Raw genomic sequence first — 23,548 nt, 5'->3', positions numbered from 1 at the left:
CTCGTGGCACGCGACGTGCTGACCGACCTGGGCAAGGTCCGCAACATCGGGATCATGGCCCACATCGACGCGGGCAAGACCACCACGACCGAGCGCGTCCTGTTCTACACCGGCATCAACTACAAGATCGGTGAGGTCCACGACGGCGCGGCCACGATGGACTGGATGGAGGAGGAGCAGAAGCGCGGCATCACGATCACGTCCGCCGCGACGACCTGCTTCTGGAAAGACCACCAGATCAACATCATCGACACGCCGGGTCACGTCGACTTCACGGTCGAGGTCGAGCGCTCCCTGCGCGTCCTGGACGGCGCCGTCGCCGTCTTCGACGGCAAGGAGGGCGTGGAGCCGCAGTCGGAGACGGTGTGGCGCCAGGCCGACACCTACAACGTCCCGCGCATCTGCTTCGTCAACAAGATGGACAAGCTCGGCGCGGACTTCTACTTCACCGTGCAGACGATCAAGGACCGCCTCGGCGCCAAGCCGCTGGTCCTGCAGCTGCCGATGGGGTCGGAGTCGGAGTTCTACGGCGTCGTCGACCTGGTGCGCATGCGCGCGCTGACCTGGCGCGGCGACGTGTCCAAGGGCGAGGACTACGCGGTCGAGGAGATCCCGGCCGAGATGGCCGAGCAGGTCGCCTCCTACCGCGAGGCGCTGCTCGAGGCCGTCGCCGAGAAGGACGACGCGCTCATGGAGCGCTACTTCGCCGGCGAGGAGCTCACCGTCGAGGAGATCGAGCACGGCATCCGCGCCGTGACGGTCACCGGCGAGGCCTACCCGGTCATCTGTGGCTCGGCGTTCAAGAACAAGGGCGTGCAGCCCATGCTCGACGCCGTCATCGCCTACCTGCCGGCGCCGACCGACGTCCCGCCGGTCGAGGGCACGCTGCTCGACGGCGAGACGCCGATCCAGCGCAGCCCCAACACCGACGAGCCGTTCGCGGCCCTGGCGTTCAAGATCGCCGCGCACCCGTTCTACGGGAAGCTGACCTACGTCCGGGTCTACTCGGGCAAGGCCTCCCAGGGCACGCAGCTCATCAACTCGACCAAGGACCGGAAGGAGCGCATCGGCAAGTTCCTGCAGATGCACTCCAACAAGGAGAACCCGGTCGACAACGCCACCGCGGGCCACATCTACGCGGTGGTGGGCCTGAAGGACACGACCACGGGCGACACCCTCTGCGACCCGCAGAACCCGGTGATCCTCGAGTCGATGACCTTCCCGGAGCCGGTCATCTCCGTCGCGGTCGAGCCGAAGTCCAAGGCCGACCAGGAGAAGCTGTCGACGGCCATCCAGCGTCTCGCCGACGAGGACCCGACCTTCCGGGTCAACCTCGACGAGGAGACCGGCCAGACGATCATCTCGGGGATGGGCGAGCTCCACCTCGAGGTCCTGGTGAACCGGATGAAGTCCGACTACAAGGTCGAGGCCAACATCGGCAAGCCGCAGGTGGCCTACCGCGAGACCATCCGCAAGACGGTCGACAAGTACGAGTACACGCACAAGAAGCAGACCGGTGGTTCGGGGCAGTTCGCCCGCGTCATCATCAAGCTCGAGCCGCTCGAGAAGACGGCCGACGGTCCGCTCTACGAGTTCGACAACAAGGTGACCGGTGGTCGCGTCCCGCGGGAGTACATCCCGTCGGTGGACGAGGGCGCCCAGGACGCGATGCAGTACGGCATCGTGGCCGGCTACCCGATGGTCGGGCTCAAGCTGACGCTGCTCGACGGTCAGTACCACGAGGTCGACTCGTCGGAGATGGCGTTCAAGGTCGCCGGATCGATGGCGCTCAAGGAGGCGGCCCGCAAGGCCGACCCCGCGCTGCTCGAGCCGGTGATGGCCGTCGAGGTGAACACCCCCGAGGACTACATGGGTGACGTCATCGGCGACCTCAACTCCCGCCGTGGCCACATCCAGGCCATGGAGGAGCGGGCCGGCGGCCGCGTCGTACGCGCGATCGTCCCGCTGTCGGAGATGTTCGGCTACGTCGGCGACCTGCGGTCGCGGACCCAGGGCCGGGCGAACTACTCCATGCAGTTCGACTCCTACGCGGAGGTCCCGGCCAACGTGGCCAAGGAGATCATCGCGAAGGCGACCGGCGAGTGACGCGGGTCCGTGACCCGGGTGAGAGCCCGGGTCACGGACCACGTCGCGGGACGTCACAGGGCTTTCGCTAGCCTCGTGTCGGCCCTCTCGGTCCTCCGAGACACGGCAGGACCCACCGACGAGCACCACCCGGCCCGTCCCGTAACGAGGGACGAGCCAGGAGAACACAGTCCAGGAGGACGAGAGCAGTGGCGAAAGCCAAGTTCGAGCGGACCAAGCCGCACGTCAACATCGGCACGATCGGTCACATCGACCACGGGAAGACGACGCTCACCGCGGCGATCACCAAGGTGCTGCACGACAAGTTCCCGCAGCTCAACCAGGCGTCGGCCTTCGACATGATCGACAAGGCGCCCGAGGAGCGGCAGCGCGGCATCACGATCTCGATCGCGCACGTCGAGTACCAGACCGAGAAGCGCCACTACGCGCACGTCGACTGCCCCGGGCACGCCGACTACGTCAAGAACATGATCACCGGTGCCGCCCAGATGGACGGCGCCATCCTCGTGGTGGCCGCCACCGACGGCCCCATGCCGCAGACCCGCGAGCACGTGCTGCTCGCGCGCCAGGTCGGCGTCCCCTACATCGTGGTGGCGCTGAACAAGGCGGACATGGTCGACGACGAGGAGATCATGGAGCTCGTCGAGATGGAGGTCCGCGAGCTCCTCTCGTCGCAGGACTTCCCCGGCGACGACCTGCCCGTGGTCCGCGTCTCGGCGCTCAAGGCGCTCGAGGGCGACGCCGAGTGGGGCGACGCGATCATGTCGCTCATGGACGCCGTCGACGACGCCATCCCGTCGCCGGAGCGTGACACCGACAAGCCGTTCCTCATGCCCGTCGAGGACGTCTTCACGATCACGGGTCGCGGCACCGTCGTCACCGGCCGCGTCGAGCGCGGCATCGTCAAGGTGAACGAGGAGGTGGAGATCATCGGCATCCGTGCGAAGTCGACGAAGACCACCACCACGGGCATCGAGATGTTCCGCAAGCTCCTCGACGAGGGGCGCGCCGGCGACAACGTCGGTCTGCTCCTGCGCGGCATCAAGCGCGAGGACGTCGAGCGCGGCATGGTCATCGGCAAGCCCGGTTCGATCACGCCGCACACCGAGTTCGAGGGCCAGGTCTACATCCTGGGCAAGGACGAGGGCGGGCGGCACACGCCGTTCTTCAACAACTACCGCCCCCAGTTCTACTTCCGGACCACCGACGTCACCGGTGTGGTGACGCTGCCGGAGGGCACGGAGATGGTCATGCCCGGTGACAACACCGAGATGTCCGTCCAGCTGATCCAGCCGATCGCCATGGAGGAGGGCCTCCAGTTCGCCATCCGTGAGGGTGGCCGGACGGTCGGCGCCGGTCAGGTCACGAAGATCAGCAAGTAGGACAGGAGAAGGGGCTCGACCCCTTCTCCGACCCCGGTGGGGCTCGGCCCGAACGGCCGTGCGACACTGGACACCTAGCTCGCACGGGGCGGTCGGCTCAGTCGGTATCGAGCCGACCGCCCCGCTGTGAGCGGGGGTCCGAGAGCCACATCGTGGGCCCGGATCGCCCGGCCATCGTGCCGGCGGTCCACCGTGCCGTCCCTCGTGTCGAGGAGCGGGACGGACACACGTTGAACAGCGCGGGGTCCACGGGGCCGCGGTGTGCGGAGTGCACACGGCGGAGCCTGTCGACCGACCCGACACACCCGACCGCGTGGACCGGAGACGGTCTCGCTCGGGGGGTGTCCGGGCCGGAGGCATGAGCACCGGGGCGTCTCGAGAACCTGGCCAGCCACCAGGGGTCACACCCTGGCGGGACGAGAAGAGGAACGGCAAAGCCACCATGGCGGGACAGAAGATCCGCATCCGGCTCAAGGCCTACGACCACGAAGCGATCGACGCGTCGGCTCGCAAGATCGTCGAGACCGTGACGCGCACCGGCGCCTCCGTGGTCGGGCCCGTGCCGCTGCCCACCGAGAAGAACATCTACTGCGTCATCCGCTCGCCGCACAAGTACAAGGACTCGCGCGAGCACTTCGAGATGCGCACCCACAAGCGACTGATCGACATCGTGGACCCCACGCCGAAGACGGTGGACGCGCTCATGCGCATCGACCTGCCGGCGAGCGTCGACGTGAACATCCAGTGAGGTCGGCAGTGACGACAGCGAATGCAGTCAATGCAGCGCCGGCGCGCCCCGAGCGGAAGATGAGCGGCGTCCTCGGCACCAAGGTCGGTATGACCCAGGTGTTCGACGACGCGAACCGCATCGTCCCGGTCACCGTGGTGAAGGCCGGCCCCTGCGTCGTGACGCAGGTGCGCACCCCCTCGGTGGACGGCTACAACGCCGTGCAGATCGCCTTCGGCGCCATCGACCCGCGCAAGGTGAACAAGCCGGAGACCGGCCACTTCTCCAAGGCCGGCGTGACCCCGCGGCGCCACCTCGCGGAGCTGCGCACCAGCGACGCGAGCGAGTACGAGGTCGGCCAGGAGGTCACCGCGGAGACGTTCGCCGCCGGTGCCGTCGTCGACGTCTCGGGCACCAGCAAGGGCAAGGGCACGGCGGGTGTCATGAAGCGCCACGGCTTCGGCGGCCTCGGGGCCAGCCACGGCACGCAGCGCAAGCACCGCTCGCCCGGCTCCATCGGCGGCTGCGCCACCCCGGCGCGTGTCTTCAAGGGCACGCGCATGGCCGGCCGGATGGGCAACGAGAAGACCACCACGCAGAACCTGACCGTGCACGGCGTGGACGCCGACGCGGGCCTGCTGCTGATCCGCGGCGCCGTCCCCGGCCCGCGCGGCGGCCTGGTCCTCGTCACGTCGGCCGCCAAGGTCGACCCCGCGAAGGGCGGTGAGCAGTGAGCACCCCGGACGGACAGACCCCCGGCGTCACCGACACCGAGGGCCCCGACAGCGCTGAGCAGACCACCGCCGGCACCGGCTCGGCGACGGCTGCGGCCACCGCCACGCTCCGGTCGACGCACGGTCACTCGACCCGTCGCCGCGGCTACACCGCCGGCGAGGCGCGTCGTCTCGCCCGGCGGGACCAGCACGCCACGGCCTCCGGCGAGACGCGCTCCGTGCCGGTGAACACCCCGGGCGGCGGCACCGACGGCTCCGTGGAGCTCCCGGGCGTGCTGTTCGACGCCCCGGCCAGCACCGCGCTGATGCACCAGGTCGTCACCGCGCAGCTCGCGGCGGCCCGCCAGGGCACGCACGACACCAAGACGCGCGGCGAGGTCCGCGGCGGCGGCAAGAAGCCGTACCGCCAGAAGGGCACCGGCCGCGCCCGTCAGGGCTCGGTGCGCGCACCGCAGTTCACCGGCGGCGGCGTGGTCCACGGACCGACGCCGCGTGACTACGACCAGCGGACCCCCAAGAAGATGAAGGCGGCCGCCCTGCGCGGCGCGCTGTCGGACCGCGCCCGTCACGAGCGCATCCACGTCTTCTCGGCGCTGATCGAGGGCACCGCCCCGTCCACCAAGGGCGCCCGCACGGCGCTCTCGGGCGTGGTGACGTCGGGCGCGGAGCTCCGCAACGTGCTCGCCGTCGTCGCCCGCGAGGACGAGGCCGGCCGCCGCAGCGTGGCCAACCTCCCGGCGGTCCACATGATCACGCCGGATCAGCTCAACACCTACGACGTCCTGCGCGCCGACGACGTGGTCTTCACGTCCGCGGCGCTCGAGGCCTTCATCGCCTCGCGCACGGTCACCGACCCGCCCGCCGACAAGGAGGCCGACAAGTGATCGCCGACCCGCGAGACGTGATCATCGCGCCGGTCATCTCCGAGAAGAGCTACGGCCTGCTCGAGGAGCGCCAGTACACGTTCCTGGTGCGCCCGGACGCGAACAAGACGCAGATCAAGGTCGCCGTTCAGCAGATCTTCGACGTGCAGGTGGCCAGCGTGAACACGCTGAACCGTGAGGGGAAGCGCAAGCGCTCCCGCCGCGGCTTCGGCAAGCGCAAGGACACCAAGCGCGCGGTCGTGACGGTGACGCCCGACAGCCGGACGATCGACGTGTTCGGCGCGCCCGGGGCAGGGAGCTGACCATGGGAATCCGCAGGTACAAGCCGACGACCGCGGGGCGGCGCGGCGCGAGCGTCTCGGACTTCGCCGAGATCACGCGCGACCACCCCGAGAAGTCGCTGATCCGCCCACTGCACAACAAGGGCGGCCGCAACGTCACCGGGCGCATCACCACCCGGCACCAGGGCGGTGGCCACAAGCGGGCCTACCGGCTCATCGACTTCCGTCGCCACGACAAGGACGGCGTGCCGGCCAAGGTCGCTCACATCGAGTACGACCCGAACCGCACCTCGCGCATCGCGCTGCTGCACTACGCGGACGGCGAGAAGCGCTACATCATCGCCCCGGAGCGGCTGCACCAGGGCGACACGGTGGAGGCCGGCCCCAAGGCCGACATCAAGCCGGGCAACAACCTGCCGCTGCGCAACATCCCGACCGGCACGACGATCCACGCGATCGAGCTCCGCCCCGGTGGCGGCGCCAAGATCGCGCGCTCGGCCGGCTCGAAGGTGCAGCTGGTGGCCAAGGACGGCCCCCACGCCCAGCTGCGGATGCCCTCGGGCGAGATCCGCAACGTGGACGTGCGGTGCCGCGCCAGCATCGGCGAGGTCGGCAACGCCGAGCACTCGAACATCAACTGGGGCAAGGCGGGCCGCAACCGCTGGCGCGGCAAGCGCCCGTCGGTGCGCGGTGTGGCCATGAACCCGGTCGACCACCCGCACGGCGGTGGTGAGGGCAAGACCTCCGGTGGTCGCCACCCGGTCAACCCCGCCGGCACGCCCGAGGGCCGTACCCGAGGCCGGAAGGAGAGCGACCGCATGATCGTGCGTCGCCGCCGCACCGGCAAGGGCAAGAAGAAGCGCTGACGAGAGCAGGAGGGAGCGAAGCGATGCCACGCAGTCTCAAGAAGGGCCCGTTCGTCGACGACCACCTGCTCAAGAAGGTGGACGCGCTCAACGAGGCCAACCGCAAGACGGTCATCCGGACCTGGTCGCGCCGTTCGACGATCATCCCGGACATGATCGGCCACACGCTGGCCGTGCACGACGGACGCAAGCACGTCCCCGTGTTCGTCTCGGAGTCCATGGTCGGGCACAAGCTCGGCGAGTTCGCCCCGACCCGCACGTTCCGCGGGCACGTCAAGGAGGACCGCCGCTCCCGCCGTCGCTAGTCGACGCGGAGCGCGGGACCCCCATGGCCCGGAATCAGGAAGGAACGTCAGAGATGTCTGCACCAGCCGACACCGACACGGCCCCGCGCGGGGCCGTGGCGCGGGCGCGCTACGTGCGCATGTCGCCGATGAAGGTCCGTCGCGTGGTGGACCTGGTGCGCGGCATGCCCGTGGGCGAGGCCGCCTCGGTGCTGCAGTTCGCCGAGCTCAAGGCCGCCCAGCCGGTGGCCAAGGTCGTCGCGAGCGCGGTGGCCAACGCCGAGAACAACGTCGATCTGGACCGCGCGAACCTGGTGATCTCCACGATCACCGTGGACGAGGGTCCGACCATGAAGCGGTTCCAGCCCCGCGCGCAGGGCCGGGCATACCGCATCCGGAAGCGGACCAGCCACATCTACGTCGAGGTCACCGAGGTGGCCGCGGCGAAGGGCGGCCGAGCGCGTTCGAAGAGGAGTGGCCGCTGATGGGCCAGAAGATCAACCCGCACGGCTTCCGCCTCGGTATCACCACCGACTGGAAGTCGCGCTGGTACGCCGACAAGCAGTACGCCGACTACGTGGCCGAGGACGTCAAGATCCGCCGCATGCTCTCCAAGGGCATGGAGCGGGCCGGCATCTCCAAGGTCGAGATCGAGCGCACGCGTGACCGCGTCCGCGTCGACATCCACACCGCGCGTCCGGGCATCGTCATCGGGCGCCGCGGCGCCGAGGCGGACCGCCTGCGCGGCAACCTCGAGAAGCTGACCGGCAAGCAGGTCCAGCTGAACATCCTCGAGGTCAAGGGCGCCGAGGCCGACGCGCAGCTCGTCGCGCAGGGCGTCGCCGAGCAGCTGTCCAACCGTGTGTCGTTCCGTCGCGCGATGCGCAAGGCCATGCAGTCGGCCATGCGCAGCCCCGGCGTGAAGGGCATCCGGGTGCAGTGCTCCGGCCGGCTCGGTGGCGCCGAGATGTCGCGCTCCGAGTTCTACCGCGAGGGGCGCGTGCCGCTGCACACGCTGCGCGCGGAGATCGACTACGGCCTGTTCGAGGCCCGGACCAACTTCGGCCGCATCGGCGTGAAGGTCTGGATCTACAAGGGCGACGTGGTCGGCGGCAAGCGCGAGTCCGAGCGCCAGGCCGCGCTCGACGCCGCGACGCGTGACCCGCGTGGCGGCCGTGGCCGTGGCGGCGGCTCGAACGACCGTCCCCGCGGGCGTCGTTCCGGCTCGTCGGGCACGACCGGGACGAGCACCGAGGCCGGGCGCGCCGCGGCTGCCGAGCAGGCAGGCGCGGGTGCGACCACGGGCGGGGCCCCCGCCGGCGCCGCTCCCGAGGCGACCACGCAGACGGAGTCCTGAGTCATGCTGATCCCCCGCAAGGTCAAGTACCGCAAGCAGCACCGGCCGGACCGGACGGGCGCCGCCAAGGGCGGCACCCAGATGTCCTTCGGCGACTACGGCATCCAGGCCCTGGAGCACGCCTACGTCACCAACCGGCAGATCGAGTCCGCCCGTATCGCCATCACGCGGCACATCCGTCGTGGCGGCAAGGTGTGGATCAACATCTTCCCGGACCGGCCGCTGACCAAGAAGCCGGCCGAGACCCGTATGGGTTCCGGTAAGGGCTCGCCCGAGAAGTGGGTGGCGAACGTGAAGCCGGGCCGGGTCATGTTCGAGATGAGCTACCCGAACGAGGCCACGGCCCGCGAGGCGCTGCGTCGCGCGCAGCACAAGCTGCCGATGCGCTGCCGCATCGTGAGCCGTGAGGAGAGTTTCTGATGGCCGCCGGAACCCCCGCCAGCGAGCTCCGGGAGCTCAACGCCGAGGAGCTCGTCGCCCGCGCCCGTGAGGCGAAGGCCGAGCTGTTCAACCTGCGCTTCCAGATGGCGACCGGGCAGCTGGACAACAACCGTCGACTGCGGACCGTGCGCCACGACATCGCGCGCATCTACACGGTGATGCGCGAGCGCGAGCTCGGCCTGTCGGTCGCCCCCGACGAGGAGGGAGCGGCATGAGCGAGAGCACCGCTGAGACCACCACTCCGGCAAGCTCGGGCGCCACCGCCCCCGAGCGTGACGAGCAGGAGCAGGTCCGCGCCGAGGTCAAGCAGGCCGACAAGGCCCAGCAGACCCCGGCCGAGGCCCGCAACGACGACCGTGGCCTGCGCAAGGTGCGTGAGGGTCTCGTCGTCTCGGACAAGATGGCCAAGACCATCGTCGTCAGCCTCGAGGACCGGGTGAAGCACCCGCGCTACTCGAAGGTCATCCGGCGCACGAAGAAGGTCAAGGCGCACGACGAGAACAACACCGCCGGCCCCGGCGACCGCGTGCTCCTCATGGAGACCCGGCCGCTGTCGGCCACCAAGCGCTGGCGTCTCGTCGAGATTCTCGAAAAGGCCAAGTGATCCTTGGAAACCGTCCGCTCGTGCGGGCAGGTCAGGAGAAGAAGTGATCCAGCAGGAGTCGCGGCTGCGTGTCGCCGACAACACGGGTGCACGGGAGATTCTGTGCATCCGCGTTCTCGGGGGCTCGTCCCGCCGCTACGCGGGCATCGGCGACGTCATCGTGGCGACCGTGAAGGAAGCCATCCCGGCCGCCGGTGTCAAGCGCGGCGAGGTCGTCAAGGCCGTCATCGTGCGCACCCGCAAGGAGAAGCGCCGCCCGGACGGCTCGTACATCAAGTTCGACGAGAACGCAGCCGTGCTCATCAAGAACGACCGTGAGCCCCGCGGGACCCGCATCTTCGGCCCCGTGGGCCGCGAGCTGCGCGACAAGAGGTTCATGCGGATCATCTCGCTCGCGCCGGAGGTGCTGTAGCAGATGAAGGTCAAGAAGGGCGACACGGTCGTCGTCATCGCCGGCAAGGACAAGGGCGCCAAGGGCAAGGTCATCAAGGCCTTCCCCGACCGCGACAAGGTCCTCGTCGAGGGTGTCGGCCGCGTCAAGAAGCACACGGCCCAGTCCGCCAACCAGCGCGGCGCCCAGAGCGGCGGGATCGTCACCCAGGAGGCGCCGATCCACGTCTCCAACGTGATGGTCGTCGACCCCGACGGCACGCCGACCCGCGTCGGCAGCCGCGAGGGTGGCGAGGGCGAGCAGAAGCGCGTGCGCATCGCGCGCCGTAGCGGGAAGGACCTCTCGTGACCACCACCGAAGCTCCCGAGACGACCCGTCCGCGGCTGCAGCAGCGCTACCACGACGAGATCAAGAACGCGCTCTCGGAGCAGTTCGGGTACGCGAACCCGATGCTGATCCCGGGCGTCGTCAAGGTCGTCGTGAACATGGGCGTCGGCGAGGCCGCACGGGACTCCAAGCTGATGGAGGGCGCGGTCCGCGACCTCACCCTCATCGCCGGCCAGAAGCCGGAGATCCGCAAGGCCCGCAAGTCGATCGCGCAGTTCAAGCTGCGCGAGGGCATGCCGATCGGCGCCCGCGCGACGCTGCGCGGCGCGCGGATGTGGGAGTTCCTGGACCGGCTGCTGACCATCGGGCTGCCGCGCATCCGTGACTTCCGCGGTCTCTCGCCGAAGCAGTTCGACGGCTCCGGCAACTACACGTTCGGTCTGTCGGACCAGACGATGTTCCACGAGATCGACCAGGACTCGATCGACCGGCCGCGGGGGATGGACATCACCGTGGTCACCTCCGCGACCACCGACGAGGAGGGCCGGGCGCTGCTCCGTCAGCTCGGCTTCCCGTTCAGGGAGAACTGAGAATGGCGAAGAAGGCTCTGGTCAACAAGGCCGCGAAGACCCCGAAGTTCAAGGTCCGCGGCTACACCCGGTGCAACCGCTGCGGGCGCGCCCGTGCCGTGCTGCGGAAGTTCGGGCTCTGCCGCGTGTGCCTGCGCGAGATGGCGCACCGGGGCGAGCTCCCGGGCGTCAGCAAGGCGTCCTGGTGAGCCCGGCGAACACCTCCGCGAACACCGCCGAGGTCCCCGAGGCCCCGAGCGAGGGCGCGATCGACCCCGCGCTCCTGCGCCTGATCCAGCGCGTGGCGCACCGCGAGCACATGCTCGTCGGCGTCGCCTCGCCCACGGCGCATCCCCGAACCACCGCTCAGAAGAGCTCCACACGCCGCAGGCCCGTCATCGGGACCGCGCGCACGGCCTCCGTGCGCCCGACCCGGGGAACCACGGCGAGGAAGGTGACCTGGTCATGACGATGACCGACCCGATCGCGGACATGCTGACGCGCATCCGGAACGCCAACTCGGCGTTCCACGAGAGCGCGACCATGCCGCACAGCAAGCTCAAGACCCACGTCGCGCAGGTCCTCCTGGACCAGGGCTACATCGCCGGGTACCGCACCGAGGACGCGACCGTGGGCAAGTCCCTCGTGGTCGACCTCAAGTACGGCCCGAACCGCGAGCGCAGCATCGCCGGCATCAAGCGCATCTCGAAGCCGGGTCTGCGCATCTACGCCAAGTCCAACGAGCTCCCCCGGGTGCTCGGCGGTCTCGGCGTCGCCATCATCTCGACGTCCTCCGGTCTGCTGACCGACCGGCAGGCCTACCAGCGACGGATGGGCGGGGAAGTCCTCGCCTTCGTCTGGTAACGGCTCGGAAGGAGAGGGACCAACCATGTCACGTATCGGCAAGGCCCCGATCACCGTGCCGTCCGGCGTGGACGTCGCGGTGGAGGGCCAGCAGGTCACCGTCAAGGGACCGAAGGGCACGCTGAGCCACACCGTCGACGAGCCCATCCGGGTCTCGGTCGACGACGGTGTCATCTCGGTGGCCCGCCCCGACGACGAGCGGGACAACCGTGCGCTGCACGGCCTGTCGCGCTCGCTGCTCAACAACCTCGTGCAGGGCGTGAGCCAGGGCTACGAGCGCAAGCTCGAGATCCACGGCGTCGGCTACCGCGTGCAGCTCCAGGGCTCGACCCTGGTGTTCGCGCTCGGCTTCAGCCACCCGGTGCGGATCGACCCGCCCGAGGGCATCACGTTCACGGTCGAGAGCCCCACGCGGTTCTCCGTGCAGGGCATCGACAAGCAGCTGGTCGGCCAGGTGGCCGCCAACATCCGCTGGCTGCGCCGTCCCGACCCGTACAAGGGCAAGGGCGTCCGGTACGCCGGCGAGCAGATCCGCCGCAAGGTCGGGAAGACGGGCAAGTGATGGCTACCAACACCGAGAGCACGACCACGACAGCGCCCAAGAATAAGGCCTCGGGCCACCTGGGCAAGAACGTCTCGGAGACGCGCCGCACGGGTCGCACCCGTCGCCACGTCCGGCTGCGCAAGAAGATCGCCGGCACGCCGACGCGTCCCCGTCTGGTCGTCACCCGCTCGACCCGGCACATCACGGCGCAGGTGGTCGACGACATCGCCGGCCACACCCTCGCCCACGCCTCCACGCTGGAGGCGGACGTGCGCGGGCTGGAGGGCGACAAGAAGGCCCAGGCCGCGAAGGTCGGGGAGCTCGTCGCCTCGCGGGCCCAGGCCCAGGGCATCGACGCGGTCGTCTTCGACCGCGGCGGTCGCCGCTACCACGGTCGCATCGCGCAGCTCGCGGATGCGGCCCGCGAGGGGGGTCTGCAGTTCTGATGCGGACTCCCAGGACGAACACGATTGGAAGGAACGCCTGATGCCGGGACGCACACGGCGCGACGGGCCCGCGGGCTCGGGCGCACAGGGCGGCGAGCGTCAGGGCGGCAGCGCCGGTCGCGACCGCCAGCAGGGCGGCCGCGACCGCCAGCAGGACCGCACGCCGCACCTCGAGCGCGTAGTCGCCATCAACCGCGTGGCCAAGGTCGTCAAGGGTGGTCGGCGCTTCAGCTTCACCGCCCTGGTCGTCGTCGGTGACGGCGACGGCATGGTCGGCGTCGGCTACGGCAAGGCCAAGGAGGTGCCCGCCGCGATCGCGAAGGGCGTCGAGGAGGCGAAGAAGAACTTCTTCCGCGTCCCGCGCGTCGGCGGCACCATCACGCACCCGATCCAGGGCGAGGACGCCGCGGGCGTCGTCCTCCTGCGGCCGGCGAGCCCCGGTACCGGCGTCATCGCCGGTGGCCCGGTGCGCGCCGTGCTGGAGTGCGCGGGCATCGCCGACATCCTGTCGAAGTCGCTCGGCAGCCAGAACGCGATCAACATCGTGCACGCCACCGTGGCGGCGCTGAAGGGACTGCAGGTCCCCGAGGCCGTCGCCGCCCGTCGTGGCCTGCCGATCGAGGACGTGGCGCCGGCGCGCATGCTGCGTGCCCGCGCCGCGCAGGGAGCGTCGTGATGGCCGACCTCAAGGTCACCCAGACCCGGTCGCAGATCGGGGGCAAGCGCAACCAGCGCGAGACGCTGCGGACCCTGGGGCTCCGGCGCATCGGTGCCACCGTCGTGCGCCCGGACACGCCCCAGAACCGCGGCCTGATCAACACCGTTCGTCACCTGGTGACGGTCGAGGAGGTGGGGAGCGATGGCTGAGTCGTCCCCGATCAAGCTGCACCACCTGCGCCCGGCCCCGGGTGCCAAGACCGCGAAGACCCGTGTGGGCCGCGGTGAGGCCTCGAAGGGCAAGACCGCCGGTCGCGGTACCAAGGGCACCGGCGCGCGGAAGAACGTCCCCGCGGGCTTCGAGGGCGGCCAGATGCCGCTGCAGATGCGTCTGCCGAAGCTCAAGGGCTTCCGCAACCGCAACAAGGTCGTCGCGCAGGTCGTCAACGTCGGCGACCTCGCCCGGCTCTTCCCGGACGGCGGCGAGGTCGGCCCGGCCGAGCTCGTCGAGGCGGGCGCCGTGCGCGCCGGCCGTCCGATCAAGGTGCTCGGCACCGGCGAGGTCGGGTCGGTGGCGCTGCGCGTCACCGCGCACTCGTTCTCGGGCTCGGCGAGCGAGAAGCTGACCGCTGCCGGCGGCAGCGCCACCGTCGCCGAGTAGCAGTACCCGTCGTGACGCACGCACCGGCCCCGGTCCGCTCCTGTGCAGGAGCGGGCCGGGGCCGGTCCTGCGTCGCGGTGTAGTCTCGCGCCGGGTCGCCTTCCGACCCGGCGCGGCCCTGCGCACCGCCCATGACGCGGTGCGTGTGGTGACCCCCGGCCCGCGCGGGTGTGGAGTTCCGCGGTGCGGCCGAACGACATCTGGAGGTCCGAGTGCTCGGCGCCGTGCGGTCAGCTCTGACCACACCGGACCTGCGCAAGAAGATCCTGTTCACGCTCGGGATCGTCGCGGTCTACCGACTGGGAGCCACGCTCCCGGCACCCGGCGTCTCGTACTCGAACGTGCAGGAATGTCTGCGGCAGGTCCAGGGCAGCGACGCGGCGAGCGTGTACTCGCTGATCAACCTGTTCTCCGGCGGCGCGCTCCTGCAGCTGTCGATCTTCGCCCTGGGCATCATGCCCTACATCACGGCCAGCATCATCGTGCAGCTGCTGACCGTCGTGATCCCCCGCTTCGAGCAGTTGAAGAAGGAGGGGCAGAGCGGTCAGGGCAAGCTCACGCAGTACACGCGCTACCTGACGATCGCGCTGGCCGTCCTGCAGTCGACGGGCATCGTCGCCCTGGCCGACCGCGGTCAGCTCTTCCAGGACTGCGACCCGAGCCAGTTCCCGATCCTGCCGGGCGCCGACGTCTTCGACCTCGCGGTCATCGTCATCGTCATGACGGCCGGCACCGCGGTCATCATGTGGTTCGGCGAGCTGGTCACCGAGCGCGGCGTCGGCAACGGCATGTCGCTGCTGATCTTCTGCTCGATCGCGGCCCGCATCCCCGCCGAGGGCGGCAACATCCTCGCGACCTCCGGCGGCATCGCCTTCGCCGTCGTGTGCGCGTTCGGACTGGTCATCATCGCGAGCGTCGTGTTCGTCGAGCAGGGCCAGCGGCGCATCCCCGTGCAGTACGCCAAGCGGATGGTCGGACGCCGCATGTACGGCGGCACCTCGACCTACCTGCCGCTGAAGGTCAACCAGGCCGGCGTCATCCCCGTGATCTTCGGGTCGTCCCTGCTCTACCTGCCCGACCTGCTCTCACGGATCACGGGCAACCAGGACTCCGGCTTCTCGCGCTTCGTCCAGACGTACCTGGCCAACCAGTCCAACTGGCTGCACATCCTGCTGTACTTCGCTCTGATCATCTTCTTCACGTACTTCTACGTCGCGATCACGTTCAACACCGAGGAACGCGCCGACGAGATGAAGAAGTTCGGGGGCTTCATCCCCGGCATCAGGCCCGGCCGTCCCACGGCCGAGTACCTCAGCTACGTGCTGTCCCGGATCACCTTGCCGGGCGCGCTCTACCTGGGCATCATCGCCGTCCTGCCGAACTTCTTCCTGGGCCTGACCGGTGAGGGACAGAACCAGAACTTCCCCTTCGGGGGCACGGCTGTTCTGATCATGGTGGGCGTCGGGCTGGACACGGTGAAGCAGATCGAGAGCCAGCTGATGCAGCGCAACTACGAGGGCTTCCTGCGCTGATCGGGTAGCCGGTCGGCGCGGTACACGGACCACACGGATGTCGGGCGAAGGAGCGTTGTCGTGAGGATCGTTCTGGTGGGGCCGCCGGGAGCGGGCAAGGGAACGCAGGCTGCGCGGCTGGCCGAGCGTCTCGACGCGCCGCACATCTCCACCGGTGACATCTTCCGCGAGAACATGAAGAACGAGACCGAGCTCGGCAAGGAGGCCCAGCGCTACGTCGACGCGGGCGACCTGGTGCCGGACGAGGTCACGGTCAAGATGGTCAAGGACCGTCTCGCCCAGCCCGACGCGGCCGAGGGCTTCCTGCTCGACGGGTTCCCGCGCAACACGGCCCAGGCGCAGGAGCTCGAGACCGTGCTGAGCGACCTCGGACAGCGCCTGGACGCGGTGCTCGTGTTCGAGGTCGAGGATGAGGAGCTGGTCAAGCGCCTCACCGCCCGCGGCCGCTCGGACGACACCGAGGAGACCATCCGGCACCGCCAGGAGGTCTACCGCTCCGAGACCGAGCCCCTCATCGCGCACTACAGCGACATCGCCGTGCGGGTCGACGCCCTCGGGTCGGTCGAGGAGATCACCGACCGGGCCATGGACGCGCTCGCCGACGAGCCCGACGACTGACTTGGGCAACACGCGTCGGCCGATCACGGAGGTCGTCTCCTCGGGGGTCGGCGGGATCGCCGACCGCGTGCGGGGACGCTTCGTGGAGATGAAGACGCCGGGCCAGATCGAGGCGATGCGCGCGGCCGGCCTCGTGGTCGCGGCCGCCCTCGCCGCCGTCACCGAGGCGGTCCGGCCCGGGGCCAGCACGGCCGACCTCGACGCGATCGCGCACGCCACGATCCGGGAGGCCGGCGCGGAGCCGTCGTTCCTCGGGTACCAGGGCTTCCCGGCCTCGATCTGCGCCTCGGTCAACGAGCAGGTCGTGCACGGCATCCCGTCGCCCACGACGGTGCTCGCCGACGGTGACCTGATCTCGATCGACTGCGGCGCGATCCTCGAGGGCTGGCACGGGGACGCCGCGGTGACGGTCGCCGTGGGCACCCCGCGCCCCGCGGACGAGTCGCTGTCGGCGGCCTGCCGGGCGGCCATGTACGCCGGCATCGAGCGCCTCGTGCCGGGCGGCCGGCTCGGCGACGTCTCGCACGCCGTCGAGGACGAGGCCCGCCGTCGCGCGGCCGCGGACGGGTGCGAGTACGGGATCGTCGCCGACTACGGCGGGCACGGCATCGGGACCTCCATGCACATGGACCCGTTCGTGCCGAACCTCGGACGGGCCGGCACGGGCATGCGCCTGCGCAGCGGGATGGTGCTGGCCATCGAGCCGATGCTCACCGGCGGCACCGACGAGACCGACGAGCTCGCCGACGGTTGGACCGTCGTCACCTCGGACGGCAGCCGGGCCGTGCACTGGGAGCACTCGGTGGCCGTCACCGACGACGGACCCCGCATCCTGACCGCGCCTGCGTGAGCCACAGCGGATAGCGGAACTATCCGCTCGCTGTTATCCTCGGCCGCAGGGTCGAGGAGACGGGGTGGTCGTGGTGGCCGGGGAACTGCGGGTGGCGGACGCGGACCGCGAGCGGGTGGCGGCGCGGCTGGGGCAGGCGCACGCCGAGGGGCGGCTGACGCTCGCGGAGTACGACGAGCGGGTGCGCGCGGCGCACGGAGCGGTGGTGGGGTCCGACCTCCTGCCGCTGACCGCGGACCTGCCGGCCGAGGCGCCGGCGCGCTCGGGAGGCGCGGTCCGATCAGGGGCGCGGCCGGCGCCCTCGCCGATGCGCGCCGCGGTGGCGGTCTGGGCGGTGGTCTCGGTGATCAACCTCGTGATCTGGGCCGCCGTCTCGGTGGGCACGGGCGGGGCCGTGGCACCGTGGTGGATCTGGGTCGCCGGACCGTGGGGGGTCGCCCTGGCGATCGGGGCCGTCGCCGCCCGGGCGGGACTCCCGTTCCCCGGTCCGTGCGCCGGGATGCCGATCCGTCGCTGACGTGGTCCGCACCTGCTGGTCGAGGGCCCCGGTGGCGAGGCTCTCGACACGCCACGCGTACACTCGACAGCTGGTGCGCGTGTCGTGCCGGTCCACGCGCGCTCGTGTGTCGGTCCCGGTGTCGAGCGCGCTCCCCGTCCCTTGTGGACGTGTCGTCGCGACGCGGTGGCACCGAGCCGGGGACGGCAGCGTACGTCGAGAAGAATGCGGAGGACATGGCGAAGAAGGACGGCGCCATCGAGGTCGAGGGCCGGGTCATCGAACCCCTGCCCAACGCGATGTTCCGGGTGGAGCTCGAGAACGGGCACAAGGTCCTGGCGCACATCAGCGGCAAGATGCGTCAGCACTACATCCGGATCCTCCCCGAGGACAAGGTCGTGGTGGAGCTGTCGCCCTACGACCTGTCGCGCGGCCGGATCGTCTACCGCTACAAGTGATCCACACAGCGAGGAAGAGGACGTGAAGGTCCAGCCGAGCGTCAAGCGCATCTGCGCGAAGTGCCAGGTGGTCCGCCGTCACGGGCGGGTCATGGTCATCTGCGACAACCTGCGCCACAAGCAGCGCCAGGGCTGACGCAGTACCGGGCACTCGCGGCCACACGCGGCCGCATCCCATTCCTCCCCGCACCTACGTCGGCTCGAGAGATCGATGCCCCGGCGGAACACCCCCGGCTCGGGAGGCCGGGGCCCGGACCCGTGAGGTCCGGGACGGGCGGGGAGCCAGACCTCCCGGACGACACGAGGAGCACGTCGCCACATGGCACGACTCGCCGGCGTCGATCTCCCCCGCGAGAAGCGGATGGAGATCGCGCTGACCTACATCTTCGGGATCGGCCGTAGCCGTTCCAAGGAGATCCTCACCGAGACCGGCATCGACCCCGACCTGAGGTCGAAGGACCTGTCGGACTCCGATGCCGCGACACTGCGTGCGTACATCGAGAACCACTTCCGGGTCGAGGGTGACCTGCGCCGCGAGGTCCAGGCGGACATCCGGCGCAAGGTCGAGATCGGCAGCTACCAGGGGCTGCGGCACCGCCGCAACCTGCCGGTGCACGGGCAGCGGACCAAGACCAACGCCCGCTCGCGCAAGGGCCCCAAGAAGACGGTTGCCGGCAAGAAGAAGGCCGCACGCAAGTGATGCAGGCCCCCCTCGATCAGGAGAAGAGCTAGATGCCACCCAGGACTCGCCAGGGCGCGGCCGGGGCCAAGAAGGTCCGTCGTCGGGAGAAGAAGAACGTCTCCCACGGGCACGCGCACATCAAGAGCACGTTCAACAACACGATCGTCTCCATCACCGACCCGACCGGCAACGTCATCAGCTGGGCCTCGGCCGGACACGTGGGCTTCAAGGGCTCGCGCAAGTCGACGCCGTTCGCCGCGCAGATGGCCGCCGAGAACTGCGCCCGCAAGGCCGCGGAGCACGGGATGAAGAAGGTCGACGTCTTCGTGAAGGGCCCGGGCTCGGGCCGCGAGACCGCGATCCGGTCGCTGCAGGCGGCCGGCCTCGAGGTCGGCACGATTTCCGACGTCACCCCGCAGCCGCACAACGGTTGCCGCCCGCCGAAGCGTCGCCGGGTCTAGGGCGGAGAGGAGACACACGATGGCTCGCTACACAGGACCAGCCACCCGCAAGTCCCGCCGCCTGAAGGTCGACCTGATCGGCGGCGACAAGTCCTTCGAGCGCCGCCCGTACCCCCCGGGTCAGCACGGCCGGATCCGCATCAAGGAGTCCGAGTACCTGCTGCAGCTGCAGGAGAAGCAGAAGGCCCGCTTCACCTACGGCCTGCTCGAGAAGCAGATGCGCAAGTACTACGAGGAGGCGAATCGTCGCGAGGGCAAGACCGGCGACGAGTTCCTCAAGCTCCTCGAGTCGCGTCTCGACTCGGTGGTCTACCGCGCCGGGATCGCGCAGACCCGTCGTCAGGCCCGCCAGCTCGTGGGCCACGGCCACTTCCTGGTCAACGGCCAGAAGGTCGACGTCCCCAGCTACCGGGTGACGCAGTACGACATCATCGACATCCGGGACAAGTCCCGGAACATGCTGCCCCTCGTGGTGGCGAAGGAGAACTTCGGCGAGCGGCCCGTCCCGGGCTGGCTCCAGGTCGTTCCCGACTCGCTGCGCATCTTCGTCCACTCCCTCCCGGAGCGGACGCAGATCGACACGCCGGTCTCGGAGCAGCTGATCGTCGAGTTCTACTCGAAGTAGGCCCACGGAAGTACGCAAGACCCCCGGCCCGGGCGATCGTGCCCGGGCCGGGTCTCACGTTCGGCGTCAAATAGCGGACGCCGCATCGGAAAGGTTTCGCACGTGCTGATCTCTCAGCGTCCCGCACTGTCCGAGGACGCCATCGACGACACCCGTTCCCGGTTCGTCATCGAGCCGCTGGAGCCGGGCTTCGGCTACACCCTCGGCAACTCGCTGCGTCGCACCCTGCTGTCGTCCATCCCGGGCGCGGCCGTGACCAGCATCCGCGTCGACGGTGTCCTCCACGAGTTCACCACCGTCCCGGGGGTGAAGGAGGACGTCACCGACATCATCCTGAACCTCAAGGAGCTCGTCGTGAGCTCCGAGGAGGACGAGCCGGCCACGATGTACCTGCGCAAGCAGGGCCCCGGCACCGTGACGGCGGGCGACATCGTCCCGCCGGCCGGCGTGACCGTGCACAACCCCGACCTCCACATCGCGACCCTGAACGACCAGGGCCGCCTCGAGGTCGAGCTCGTCGTCGAGCGTGGTCGCGGGTACGTCCCGGCCGCGCAGAACAAGGCGTCCGGCGCCGAGATCGGCCGCATCCCGGTCGACTCGATCTACTCGCCGGTGCTCAAGGTCAGCTACAAGGTCGAGGCGACCCGCGTCGAGCAGCGCACCGACTTCGACAAGCTGATCCTCGACGTCGAGACCAAGCCGTCGATGACCCCGCGCGACGCGATCGCGTCCGCCGGGCGCACCCTCGTCGAGCTCTTCGGGCTGGCCCGTGAGCTCAACGTCGACGCCGAGGGCATCGAGATCGGGCCCTCGCCGGCCGAGGCCGACTCGATCGCCGCGTTCGCGATGCCCATCGAGGACCTCGACCTCACGGTCCGGTCCTACAACTGCCTCAAGCGGGAGGGCATCCACACGGTCGGCGAGCTCGTCGGCCGCTCGGAGGCCGACCTCCTGGACATCCGCAACTTCGGTGCAAAGTCCATCGACGAGGTCAAGATGAAGCTGGCCGGGCTGGGCCTCGCGCTCAAGGACAGCCCGCCCGGGTTCGACCCGTCCGCCGCCGCGGCGGACTACCCCTCGGAGGGCTTCGAGTCCTACGGCTCCGACGGCGGCTTCGGCGGCTACGGGGCCTCGGAGGACGACGGCCAGGACTACGCCGAGACCGAGCAGCTCTAGCACCCCACCAACTCTGACGTGCTGCCCCCTCCCCGGTCCGTACGCGGGCCGGGGAGGAAAGGCGTCACGAGACAGGAGCATTCGACATGCCCCAGCCCAGCAAGGGCCCGCGGCTCGGGGGTTCCCCCGACCACCAGAAGCTGATGCTGGCCAACCTGGCCACGTCGCTCTTCACCCACGGGCGCATCCACACCACGCGCGCCAAGGCCGACCGGCTGCGTCCGTACGCGGAGCGGCTGATCACCAAGGCCAAGAAGGGCGACCTGCACAACCGGCGTCTCATCCAGGAGCAGATCCGGGACAAGGACGTCGTGCACCGCCTGCTCGCCGAGATCGGCCCGTTCTTCGCCGACCGGCCCGGTGGCTACACGCGCATCGTGAAGACGTTGCCGCGCAAGGGCGACAACGCGCAGATGGCGGTCATCGAGCTGGTGAACGAGCGGACCGCGAGCGCCGAGGCCTCGCAGGCCACCCGCGTGGCCGCCCCGCCGACGTCCCCGTCGGGCCCGGGCGCCGAGGTCGGTGACACCGCGACCGGTGCCGCCGCCACGGCGGCCACCATCGCGGCGGCCGAGAGCGACGCCTCGCCGGAGCCGGCCGAGCCGACCGACGCGGCCGACACCGTCACGGAGGACACCGCGGACGACACCGTCACGGAGGACGCTGACTCGTCGGCGACCACCGACGGCGATGTCACCGACGGCGATGTCACTGACGGGGAGGCCACCGAGGTCCCGGAGGGCATGGCCGACAACTCCGCGACCAGCGCCGGCCTCGACACGTCCGAGGACGCCGACTCGTCGGCGACCACGGACGGCGCGACGGACGACAAGTCCTGACCGACAGCACCACCCGCGAGCCCGCTCCCGATCCCGGGGGCGGGCTCGCGGTGTCTGTACGTCGGTTCCGCCTGGACCTGGCCTACGACGGCACCGACTTCTCGGGGTGGGCCCGGCAGCCCGGGCTGCGCACGGTGCAGGGCGTCCTCGAGGACACCCTCGCCACGATCTGGCGGGTGCCGGTGGCGCTGACCGTCGCCGGGCGCACCGACGCCGGCGTGCACGCCGACGCGCAGGTCTGCCACGTCGACCTGCCCGCGGAGATCGAGCCGCATCCCGGGCTCATCGGCCGGTTGGCGCGGATGCTGCCGCCCGACGTCCGGGTGCGCGCGGTGACGCCTGCCCCGGAGGGATTCGACGCGCGGTTCTCCGCGATGCGCCGCCACTACGCCTACCGCGTCAGCACCGCCCCGTGGGGACCCGAGCCGCTGCGCGCGCGCGACACGCTGCGCTGGCCACGACCCCTCGACGTCGACGCGATGAACGCGGCCGGTGCGGCCATGCTCGGCGAGCACGACTTCGCGGCCTACTGCCGTCCCCGCGCCGGCGCCACCACTGTGCGCGAGCTGCAGCACCTGCGCTGGGACGCGGAGCCGGGCGAGCCCGACGTCCTCGTCGCCCGGCTGAGCGCCGACGCGTTCTGCCACTCGATGGTCCGGTCCGTCGTGGGCGCGCTGCTGGCCGTGGGCGAGGGCCGCCGGCCCGTCGAGTGGCCCGCGGCGCTGCTCGCGGCGCGCGCGCGGTCGAGCGAGGTCACCGTCGTCGCCGCGCGGGGGCTGCGGCTGACCGGGGTCGACTACCCGGACGCCGCGGACCTCGCGGACCGCGCCGCGCGGACGCGGCGGCGTCGGGACGAGGTGTGAGTGTCAGCGGCGTGCCCCTGTCGGCGTGCTCCCCCGATGCTGACGTCGAGCGTCCGTCACGCCACGCACTCGATCCGGCGGATCAGCCCCCGCTGCCGTAGGGCCGGGTGAGGATCTCGAGGTTGTGGCCCTCGGGGGACTCGAAGTAGGCGCCCTGGCCGCCGTCGTTGGTGTTGTATCCCGACCGCCGGTGGCCGGGGTCGGCGTAGGTGGGCACGCCCCGGTCCCGCAGGCGGGCGGCGATGACCGCGAACTCGTCGTCGGGGACGAGGAACGCGTAGTGCTGCGGGTGCGGGTCGTCGACGTCCATGAAGTCCAGGCTCGTGCCGTGGGCGACCTCGACGACCGTGAACGGCCCGAAGCGGGTGGGTGCGGGCAGGCCGAGGACCTCGGCGAGCCAGGTCGCGCCGGCGTCCTGGTCCCGGGTCTCGACGATGGTGTGGTTCAGCTCGATGGGCATGCCCTCGAGCGTCCGACCTCGAGGGTGGTCGAGGTCAAGGGCCGGTCAGCCCCCGGCCGCCACCTCGACGGTTCCGCTCTCGACGCGGCAGGGCAGCGCGACCAGGTGGCAGTCGCCGGGTTCGATCCCGCGGCCGGTGGCCACGTCGAACGTGTAGCGGTGGTTCGCGCAGGTGAGGACGCCGGCGGCGAGCGTGCCCCGCTCGAGCGGCCAGGCCCGGTGCGGGCAGCGGTTGTCGTACGCGCGGACCCCGCCGTCGACGCGGACCAGCAGCACCCGCCGACCGCCGACCATGACCGCGGTCATCGCGCCCTCGGGCAGGTCCGCGACGGCCAGGACCGGGGTGAACGTGTCGTCCATCGT

Annotated in this window: 38 protein-coding genes; 36 read left to right on the top strand and 2 right to left on the bottom strand. The window is 70.3% G+C overall.

Translation table 11 applies throughout. The features are described 5' to 3' along the window. The first annotated feature begins 3 nt into the window (after positions 1 to 3). The 36 genes from fusA to truA all read left to right on the top strand — a co-directional run bounded on the left by fusA (position 4) and on the right by truA (position 22,725). Positions 4 to 2,106, top strand: coding sequence for an elongation factor G (gene fusA / locus PH191_RS09560; protein ID WP_274190774.1), 2,103 nt, complete (start codon positions 4 to 6; stop codon positions 2,104 to 2,106). Between the two features lie 188 nt (positions 2,107 to 2,294). Continuing rightward, positions 2,295 to 3,488 carry an elongation factor Tu gene (gene tuf, locus PH191_RS09555; RefSeq protein ID WP_274194356.1) on the top strand — a complete coding sequence of 398 codons (1,194 nt, stop codon included), beginning with the start codon at positions 2,295 to 2,297 and terminating at the stop codon, positions 3,486 to 3,488. Positions 3,489 to 3,930: 442 nt separating this feature from the next. After that, a complete protein-coding gene (gene rpsJ / locus PH191_RS09550) occupies positions 3,931 to 4,236 on the top strand; it encodes a 30S ribosomal protein S10 (protein ID WP_116708461.1) in 306 nt (101 codons plus the stop codon). A gap of 59 nt (positions 4,237 to 4,295) precedes the next feature. Then, positions 4,296 to 4,949, top strand: a complete 654-nt coding sequence (rplC, locus tag PH191_RS09545; protein ID WP_274194355.1) for a 50S ribosomal protein L3 — start codon at positions 4,296 to 4,298, stop codon at positions 4,947 to 4,949. Positions 4,950 to 5,167: 218 nt separating this feature from the next. Next, on the top strand, positions 5,168 to 5,833 hold the full coding sequence (gene rplD, locus PH191_RS09540) for a 50S ribosomal protein L4 (RefSeq protein ID WP_274194708.1): 666 nt from the start codon (positions 5,168 to 5,170) through the stop codon (positions 5,831 to 5,833). Beyond that, positions 5,830 to 6,135: a 50S ribosomal protein L23 gene (gene rplW / locus PH191_RS09535; RefSeq protein ID WP_274194354.1), complete on the top strand. Its 306-nt coding sequence runs from the start codon at positions 5,830 to 5,832 to the stop codon at positions 6,133 to 6,135. The genes rplD and rplW overlap by 4 nt, the downstream gene beginning before the upstream one ends. A 2-nt stretch (positions 6,136 to 6,137) precedes the next feature. Next, the gene (gene rplB, locus PH191_RS09530; protein WP_274190771.1) at positions 6,138 to 6,980 is read left to right on the top strand and encodes a 50S ribosomal protein L2; all 843 of its coding nucleotides are present in this window, start codon (positions 6,138 to 6,140) and stop codon (positions 6,978 to 6,980) included. A 23-nt stretch (positions 6,981 to 7,003) separates the two neighbouring features. After that, positions 7,004 to 7,285, top strand: a complete 282-nt coding sequence (rpsS, locus tag PH191_RS09525; protein ID WP_116708465.1) for a 30S ribosomal protein S19 — start codon at positions 7,004 to 7,006, stop codon at positions 7,283 to 7,285. Positions 7,286 to 7,338: 53 nt separating this feature from the next. Beyond that, complete coding sequence (gene rplV / locus PH191_RS09520) at positions 7,339 to 7,749, top strand: 50S ribosomal protein L22 (protein WP_274190770.1); 411 nt, start codon at positions 7,339 to 7,341, stop codon at positions 7,747 to 7,749. Beyond that, entirely contained in the window at positions 7,749 to 8,621 is an 873-nt protein-coding gene (gene rpsC, locus PH191_RS09515) for a 30S ribosomal protein S3 (RefSeq protein ID WP_274190769.1), read from the top strand. The genes rplV and rpsC overlap by 1 nt, the downstream gene beginning before the upstream one ends. Positions 8,622 to 8,624: 3 nt before the next feature. Further along, the gene (gene rplP, locus PH191_RS09510) at positions 8,625 to 9,041 is read left to right on the top strand and encodes a 50S ribosomal protein L16 (RefSeq protein WP_274190768.1); all 417 of its coding nucleotides are present in this window, start codon (positions 8,625 to 8,627) and stop codon (positions 9,039 to 9,041) included. Continuing rightward, positions 9,041 to 9,277, top strand: a complete 237-nt coding sequence (gene rpmC, locus PH191_RS09505; protein ID WP_274190767.1) for a 50S ribosomal protein L29 — start codon at positions 9,041 to 9,043, stop codon at positions 9,275 to 9,277. The genes rplP and rpmC overlap by 1 nt, the downstream gene beginning before the upstream one ends. Before the next feature lie 146 nt (positions 9,278 to 9,423). After that, complete coding sequence (gene rpsQ / locus PH191_RS09500) at positions 9,424 to 9,666, top strand: 30S ribosomal protein S17 (RefSeq protein ID WP_274190952.1); 243 nt, start codon at positions 9,424 to 9,426, stop codon at positions 9,664 to 9,666. A 43-nt stretch (positions 9,667 to 9,709) separates the two neighbouring features. Further along, positions 9,710 to 10,078: a 50S ribosomal protein L14 gene (gene rplN, locus PH191_RS09495; RefSeq protein ID WP_133829612.1), complete on the top strand. Its 369-nt coding sequence runs from the start codon at positions 9,710 to 9,712 to the stop codon at positions 10,076 to 10,078. Positions 10,079 to 10,081: 3 nt separating this feature from the next. After that, on the top strand, positions 10,082 to 10,405 hold the full coding sequence (gene rplX / locus PH191_RS09490; protein ID WP_274194353.1) for a 50S ribosomal protein L24: 324 nt from the start codon (positions 10,082 to 10,084) through the stop codon (positions 10,403 to 10,405). Beyond that, positions 10,402 to 10,974 carry a 50S ribosomal protein L5 gene (gene rplE / locus PH191_RS09485; RefSeq protein WP_274194352.1) on the top strand — a complete coding sequence of 191 codons (573 nt, stop codon included), beginning with the start codon at positions 10,402 to 10,404 and terminating at the stop codon, positions 10,972 to 10,974. The genes rplX and rplE overlap by 4 nt, the downstream gene beginning before the upstream one ends. Positions 10,975 to 10,976: 2 nt before the next feature. Next, positions 10,977 to 11,162, top strand: a complete 186-nt coding sequence (locus PH191_RS09480; protein ID WP_133829609.1) for a type Z 30S ribosomal protein S14 — start codon at positions 10,977 to 10,979, stop codon at positions 11,160 to 11,162. Then, complete coding sequence (locus PH191_RS09475) at positions 11,159 to 11,422, top strand: hypothetical protein (RefSeq protein ID WP_274194351.1); 264 nt, start codon at positions 11,159 to 11,161, stop codon at positions 11,420 to 11,422. Before PH191_RS09480 ends, PH191_RS09475 begins: the two co-directional genes overlap by 4 nt. Then, positions 11,419 to 11,817, top strand: a complete 399-nt coding sequence (gene rpsH / locus PH191_RS09470; protein WP_274194350.1) for a 30S ribosomal protein S8 — start codon at positions 11,419 to 11,421, stop codon at positions 11,815 to 11,817. Before PH191_RS09475 ends, rpsH begins: the two co-directional genes overlap by 4 nt. A gap of 25 nt (positions 11,818 to 11,842) precedes the next feature. Further along, positions 11,843 to 12,379 (top strand): 50S ribosomal protein L6, encoded by a 537-nt coding sequence (gene rplF / locus PH191_RS09465; RefSeq protein ID WP_274194349.1) that lies wholly within the window; start codon positions 11,843 to 11,845, stop codon positions 12,377 to 12,379. Further along, positions 12,379 to 12,807, top strand: a complete 429-nt coding sequence (gene rplR, locus PH191_RS09460; protein WP_274194348.1) for a 50S ribosomal protein L18 — start codon at positions 12,379 to 12,381, stop codon at positions 12,805 to 12,807. The genes rplF and rplR overlap by 1 nt, the downstream gene beginning before the upstream one ends. A 40-nt stretch (positions 12,808 to 12,847) precedes the next feature. Further along, positions 12,848 to 13,483 (top strand): 30S ribosomal protein S5, encoded by a 636-nt coding sequence (gene rpsE, locus PH191_RS09455; protein ID WP_274190760.1) that lies wholly within the window; start codon positions 12,848 to 12,850, stop codon positions 13,481 to 13,483. Next, a complete protein-coding gene (gene rpmD, locus PH191_RS09450; protein ID WP_274190759.1) occupies positions 13,483 to 13,674 on the top strand; it encodes a 50S ribosomal protein L30 in 192 nt (63 codons plus the stop codon). Before rpsE ends, rpmD begins: the two co-directional genes overlap by 1 nt. Further along, the gene (gene rplO / locus PH191_RS09445; protein WP_274194347.1) at positions 13,667 to 14,125 is read left to right on the top strand and encodes a 50S ribosomal protein L15; all 459 of its coding nucleotides are present in this window, start codon (positions 13,667 to 13,669) and stop codon (positions 14,123 to 14,125) included. The genes rpmD and rplO overlap by 8 nt, the downstream gene beginning before the upstream one ends. Positions 14,126 to 14,337: 212 nt before the next feature. Beyond that, positions 14,338 to 15,657 carry a preprotein translocase subunit SecY gene (gene secY / locus PH191_RS09440; protein WP_274194346.1) on the top strand — a complete coding sequence of 440 codons (1,320 nt, stop codon included), beginning with the start codon at positions 14,338 to 14,340 and terminating at the stop codon, positions 15,655 to 15,657. Between the two features lie 60 nt (positions 15,658 to 15,717). Continuing rightward, positions 15,718 to 16,275 (top strand): adenylate kinase, encoded by a 558-nt coding sequence (locus tag PH191_RS09435; RefSeq protein WP_274194345.1) that lies wholly within the window; start codon positions 15,718 to 15,720, stop codon positions 16,273 to 16,275. 88 nt (positions 16,276 to 16,363) lie between these two features. Further along, complete coding sequence (map, locus tag PH191_RS09430) at positions 16,364 to 17,125, top strand: type I methionyl aminopeptidase (RefSeq protein ID WP_274194707.1); 762 nt, start codon at positions 16,364 to 16,366, stop codon at positions 17,123 to 17,125. A gap of 64 nt (positions 17,126 to 17,189) precedes the next feature. Continuing rightward, positions 17,190 to 17,642, top strand: a complete 453-nt coding sequence (locus PH191_RS09425) for a DUF1707 SHOCT-like domain-containing protein (protein WP_274194344.1) — start codon at positions 17,190 to 17,192, stop codon at positions 17,640 to 17,642. 215 nt (positions 17,643 to 17,857) lie between these two features. Then, positions 17,858 to 18,079 carry a translation initiation factor IF-1 gene (gene infA, locus PH191_RS09420; RefSeq protein ID WP_030532868.1) on the top strand — a complete coding sequence of 74 codons (222 nt, stop codon included), beginning with the start codon at positions 17,858 to 17,860 and terminating at the stop codon, positions 18,077 to 18,079. A 22-nt stretch (positions 18,080 to 18,101) separates the two neighbouring features. Then, positions 18,102 to 18,215: a 50S ribosomal protein L36 gene (gene rpmJ, locus PH191_RS09415; RefSeq protein WP_018330934.1), complete on the top strand. Its 114-nt coding sequence runs from the start codon at positions 18,102 to 18,104 to the stop codon at positions 18,213 to 18,215. Positions 18,216 to 18,398: 183 nt separating this feature from the next. Continuing rightward, positions 18,399 to 18,779: a 30S ribosomal protein S13 gene (gene rpsM / locus PH191_RS09410; RefSeq protein WP_274190745.1), complete on the top strand. Its 381-nt coding sequence runs from the start codon at positions 18,399 to 18,401 to the stop codon at positions 18,777 to 18,779. Positions 18,780 to 18,811: 32 nt separating this feature from the next. Further along, positions 18,812 to 19,222, top strand: coding sequence for a 30S ribosomal protein S11 (gene rpsK / locus PH191_RS09405; RefSeq protein WP_116708483.1), 411 nt, complete (start codon positions 18,812 to 18,814; stop codon positions 19,220 to 19,222). Between the two features lie 19 nt (positions 19,223 to 19,241). Further along, on the top strand, positions 19,242 to 19,847 hold the full coding sequence (rpsD, locus tag PH191_RS09400) for a 30S ribosomal protein S4 (protein ID WP_274190744.1): 606 nt from the start codon (positions 19,242 to 19,244) through the stop codon (positions 19,845 to 19,847). Between the two features lie 102 nt (positions 19,848 to 19,949). Next, on the top strand, positions 19,950 to 21,023 hold the full coding sequence (locus PH191_RS09395) for a DNA-directed RNA polymerase subunit alpha (RefSeq protein WP_274194343.1): 1,074 nt from the start codon (positions 19,950 to 19,952) through the stop codon (positions 21,021 to 21,023). An 86-nt stretch (positions 21,024 to 21,109) separates the two neighbouring features. Continuing rightward, a complete protein-coding gene (rplQ, locus tag PH191_RS09390; protein WP_274194342.1) occupies positions 21,110 to 21,862 on the top strand; it encodes a 50S ribosomal protein L17 in 753 nt (250 codons plus the stop codon). A gap of 50 nt (positions 21,863 to 21,912) precedes the next feature. Beyond that, the gene (gene truA / locus PH191_RS09385) at positions 21,913 to 22,725 is read left to right on the top strand and encodes a tRNA pseudouridine(38-40) synthase TruA (RefSeq protein ID WP_274194341.1); all 813 of its coding nucleotides are present in this window, start codon (positions 21,913 to 21,915) and stop codon (positions 22,723 to 22,725) included. Positions 22,726 to 22,807: 82 nt separating this feature from the next. Here the strand turns inward: truA and PH191_RS09380 are convergent, their stop codons facing one another. Continuing rightward, the gene (locus tag PH191_RS09380; protein ID WP_274194340.1) at positions 22,808 to 23,185 is read right to left on the bottom strand and encodes a VOC family protein; all 378 of its coding nucleotides are present in this window, start codon (positions 23,183 to 23,185) and stop codon (positions 22,808 to 22,810) included. A gap of 45 nt (positions 23,186 to 23,230) precedes the next feature. After that, positions 23,231 to 23,545, bottom strand: a complete 315-nt coding sequence (locus PH191_RS09375) for a Rieske (2Fe-2S) protein (RefSeq protein WP_274194339.1) — start codon at positions 23,543 to 23,545, stop codon at positions 23,231 to 23,233. Positions 23,546 to 23,548 lie beyond the last annotated feature (3 nt).

The organism is Actinomycetospora callitridis (genome assembly GCF_028737265.1).
In the GTDB taxonomy this organism is placed as follows: Bacteria; Actinomycetota; Actinomycetes; order Mycobacteriales; family Pseudonocardiaceae; genus Actinomycetospora; species Actinomycetospora callitridis.
Note: the sequence above shows the minus strand (reverse complement) of the source record. Positions and strands in the feature narration are given on the sequence as shown.

Coding starts and splice junctions, on each gene's coding strand:
- rpsJ (WP_116708461.1), top strand. CDS start 3,931: ATGGCGGGACAGAAGATCCGCATCCGGCTCAAGGCCTACGACCACGAA.
- rplC (WP_274194355.1), top strand. CDS start 4,296: ATGAGCGGCGTCCTCGGCACCAAGGTCGGTATGACCCAGGTGTTCGAC.
- rplB (WP_274190771.1), top strand. CDS start 6,138: ATGGGAATCCGCAGGTACAAGCCGACGACCGCGGGGCGGCGCGGCGCG.
- rpsS (WP_116708465.1), top strand. CDS start 7,004: ATGCCACGCAGTCTCAAGAAGGGCCCGTTCGTCGACGACCACCTGCTC.
- rplV (WP_274190770.1), top strand. CDS start 7,339: ATGTCTGCACCAGCCGACACCGACACGGCCCCGCGCGGGGCCGTGGCG.
- rpsC (WP_274190769.1), top strand. CDS start 7,749: ATGGGCCAGAAGATCAACCCGCACGGCTTCCGCCTCGGTATCACCACC.
- rplP (WP_274190768.1), top strand. CDS start 8,625: ATGCTGATCCCCCGCAAGGTCAAGTACCGCAAGCAGCACCGGCCGGAC.
- rpmC (WP_274190767.1), top strand. CDS start 9,041: ATGGCCGCCGGAACCCCCGCCAGCGAGCTCCGGGAGCTCAACGCCGAG.
- rplX (WP_274194353.1), top strand. CDS start 10,082: ATGAAGGTCAAGAAGGGCGACACGGTCGTCGTCATCGCCGGCAAGGAC.
- PH191_RS09480 (WP_133829609.1), top strand. CDS start 10,977: ATGGCGAAGAAGGCTCTGGTCAACAAGGCCGCGAAGACCCCGAAGTTC.
- rpsH (WP_274194350.1), top strand. CDS start 11,419: ATGACGATGACCGACCCGATCGCGGACATGCTGACGCGCATCCGGAAC.
- rplF (WP_274194349.1), top strand. CDS start 11,843: ATGTCACGTATCGGCAAGGCCCCGATCACCGTGCCGTCCGGCGTGGAC.
- rplR (WP_274194348.1), top strand. CDS start 12,379: ATGGCTACCAACACCGAGAGCACGACCACGACAGCGCCCAAGAATAAG.
- rpsE (WP_274190760.1), top strand. CDS start 12,848: ATGCCGGGACGCACACGGCGCGACGGGCCCGCGGGCTCGGGCGCACAG.
- rpmD (WP_274190759.1), top strand. CDS start 13,483: ATGGCCGACCTCAAGGTCACCCAGACCCGGTCGCAGATCGGGGGCAAG.
- rplO (WP_274194347.1), top strand. CDS start 13,667: ATGGCTGAGTCGTCCCCGATCAAGCTGCACCACCTGCGCCCGGCCCCG.
- map (WP_274194707.1), top strand. CDS start 16,364: ATGAAGACGCCGGGCCAGATCGAGGCGATGCGCGCGGCCGGCCTCGTG.
- infA (WP_030532868.1), top strand. CDS start 17,858: ATGGCGAAGAAGGACGGCGCCATCGAGGTCGAGGGCCGGGTCATCGAA.
- rpsM (WP_274190745.1), top strand. CDS start 18,399: ATGGCACGACTCGCCGGCGTCGATCTCCCCCGCGAGAAGCGGATGGAG.
- rpsK (WP_116708483.1), top strand. CDS start 18,812: ATGCCACCCAGGACTCGCCAGGGCGCGGCCGGGGCCAAGAAGGTCCGT.
- rpsD (WP_274190744.1), top strand. CDS start 19,242: ATGGCTCGCTACACAGGACCAGCCACCCGCAAGTCCCGCCGCCTGAAG.
- rplQ (WP_274194342.1), top strand. CDS start 21,110: ATGCCCCAGCCCAGCAAGGGCCCGCGGCTCGGGGGTTCCCCCGACCAC.
- PH191_RS09380 (WP_274194340.1), bottom strand. CDS start 23,185: ATGCCCATCGAGCTGAACCACACCATCGTCGAGACCCGGGACCAGGAC.
- PH191_RS09375 (WP_274194339.1), bottom strand. CDS start 23,545: ATGGACGACACGTTCACCCCGGTCCTGGCCGTCGCGGACCTGCCCGAG.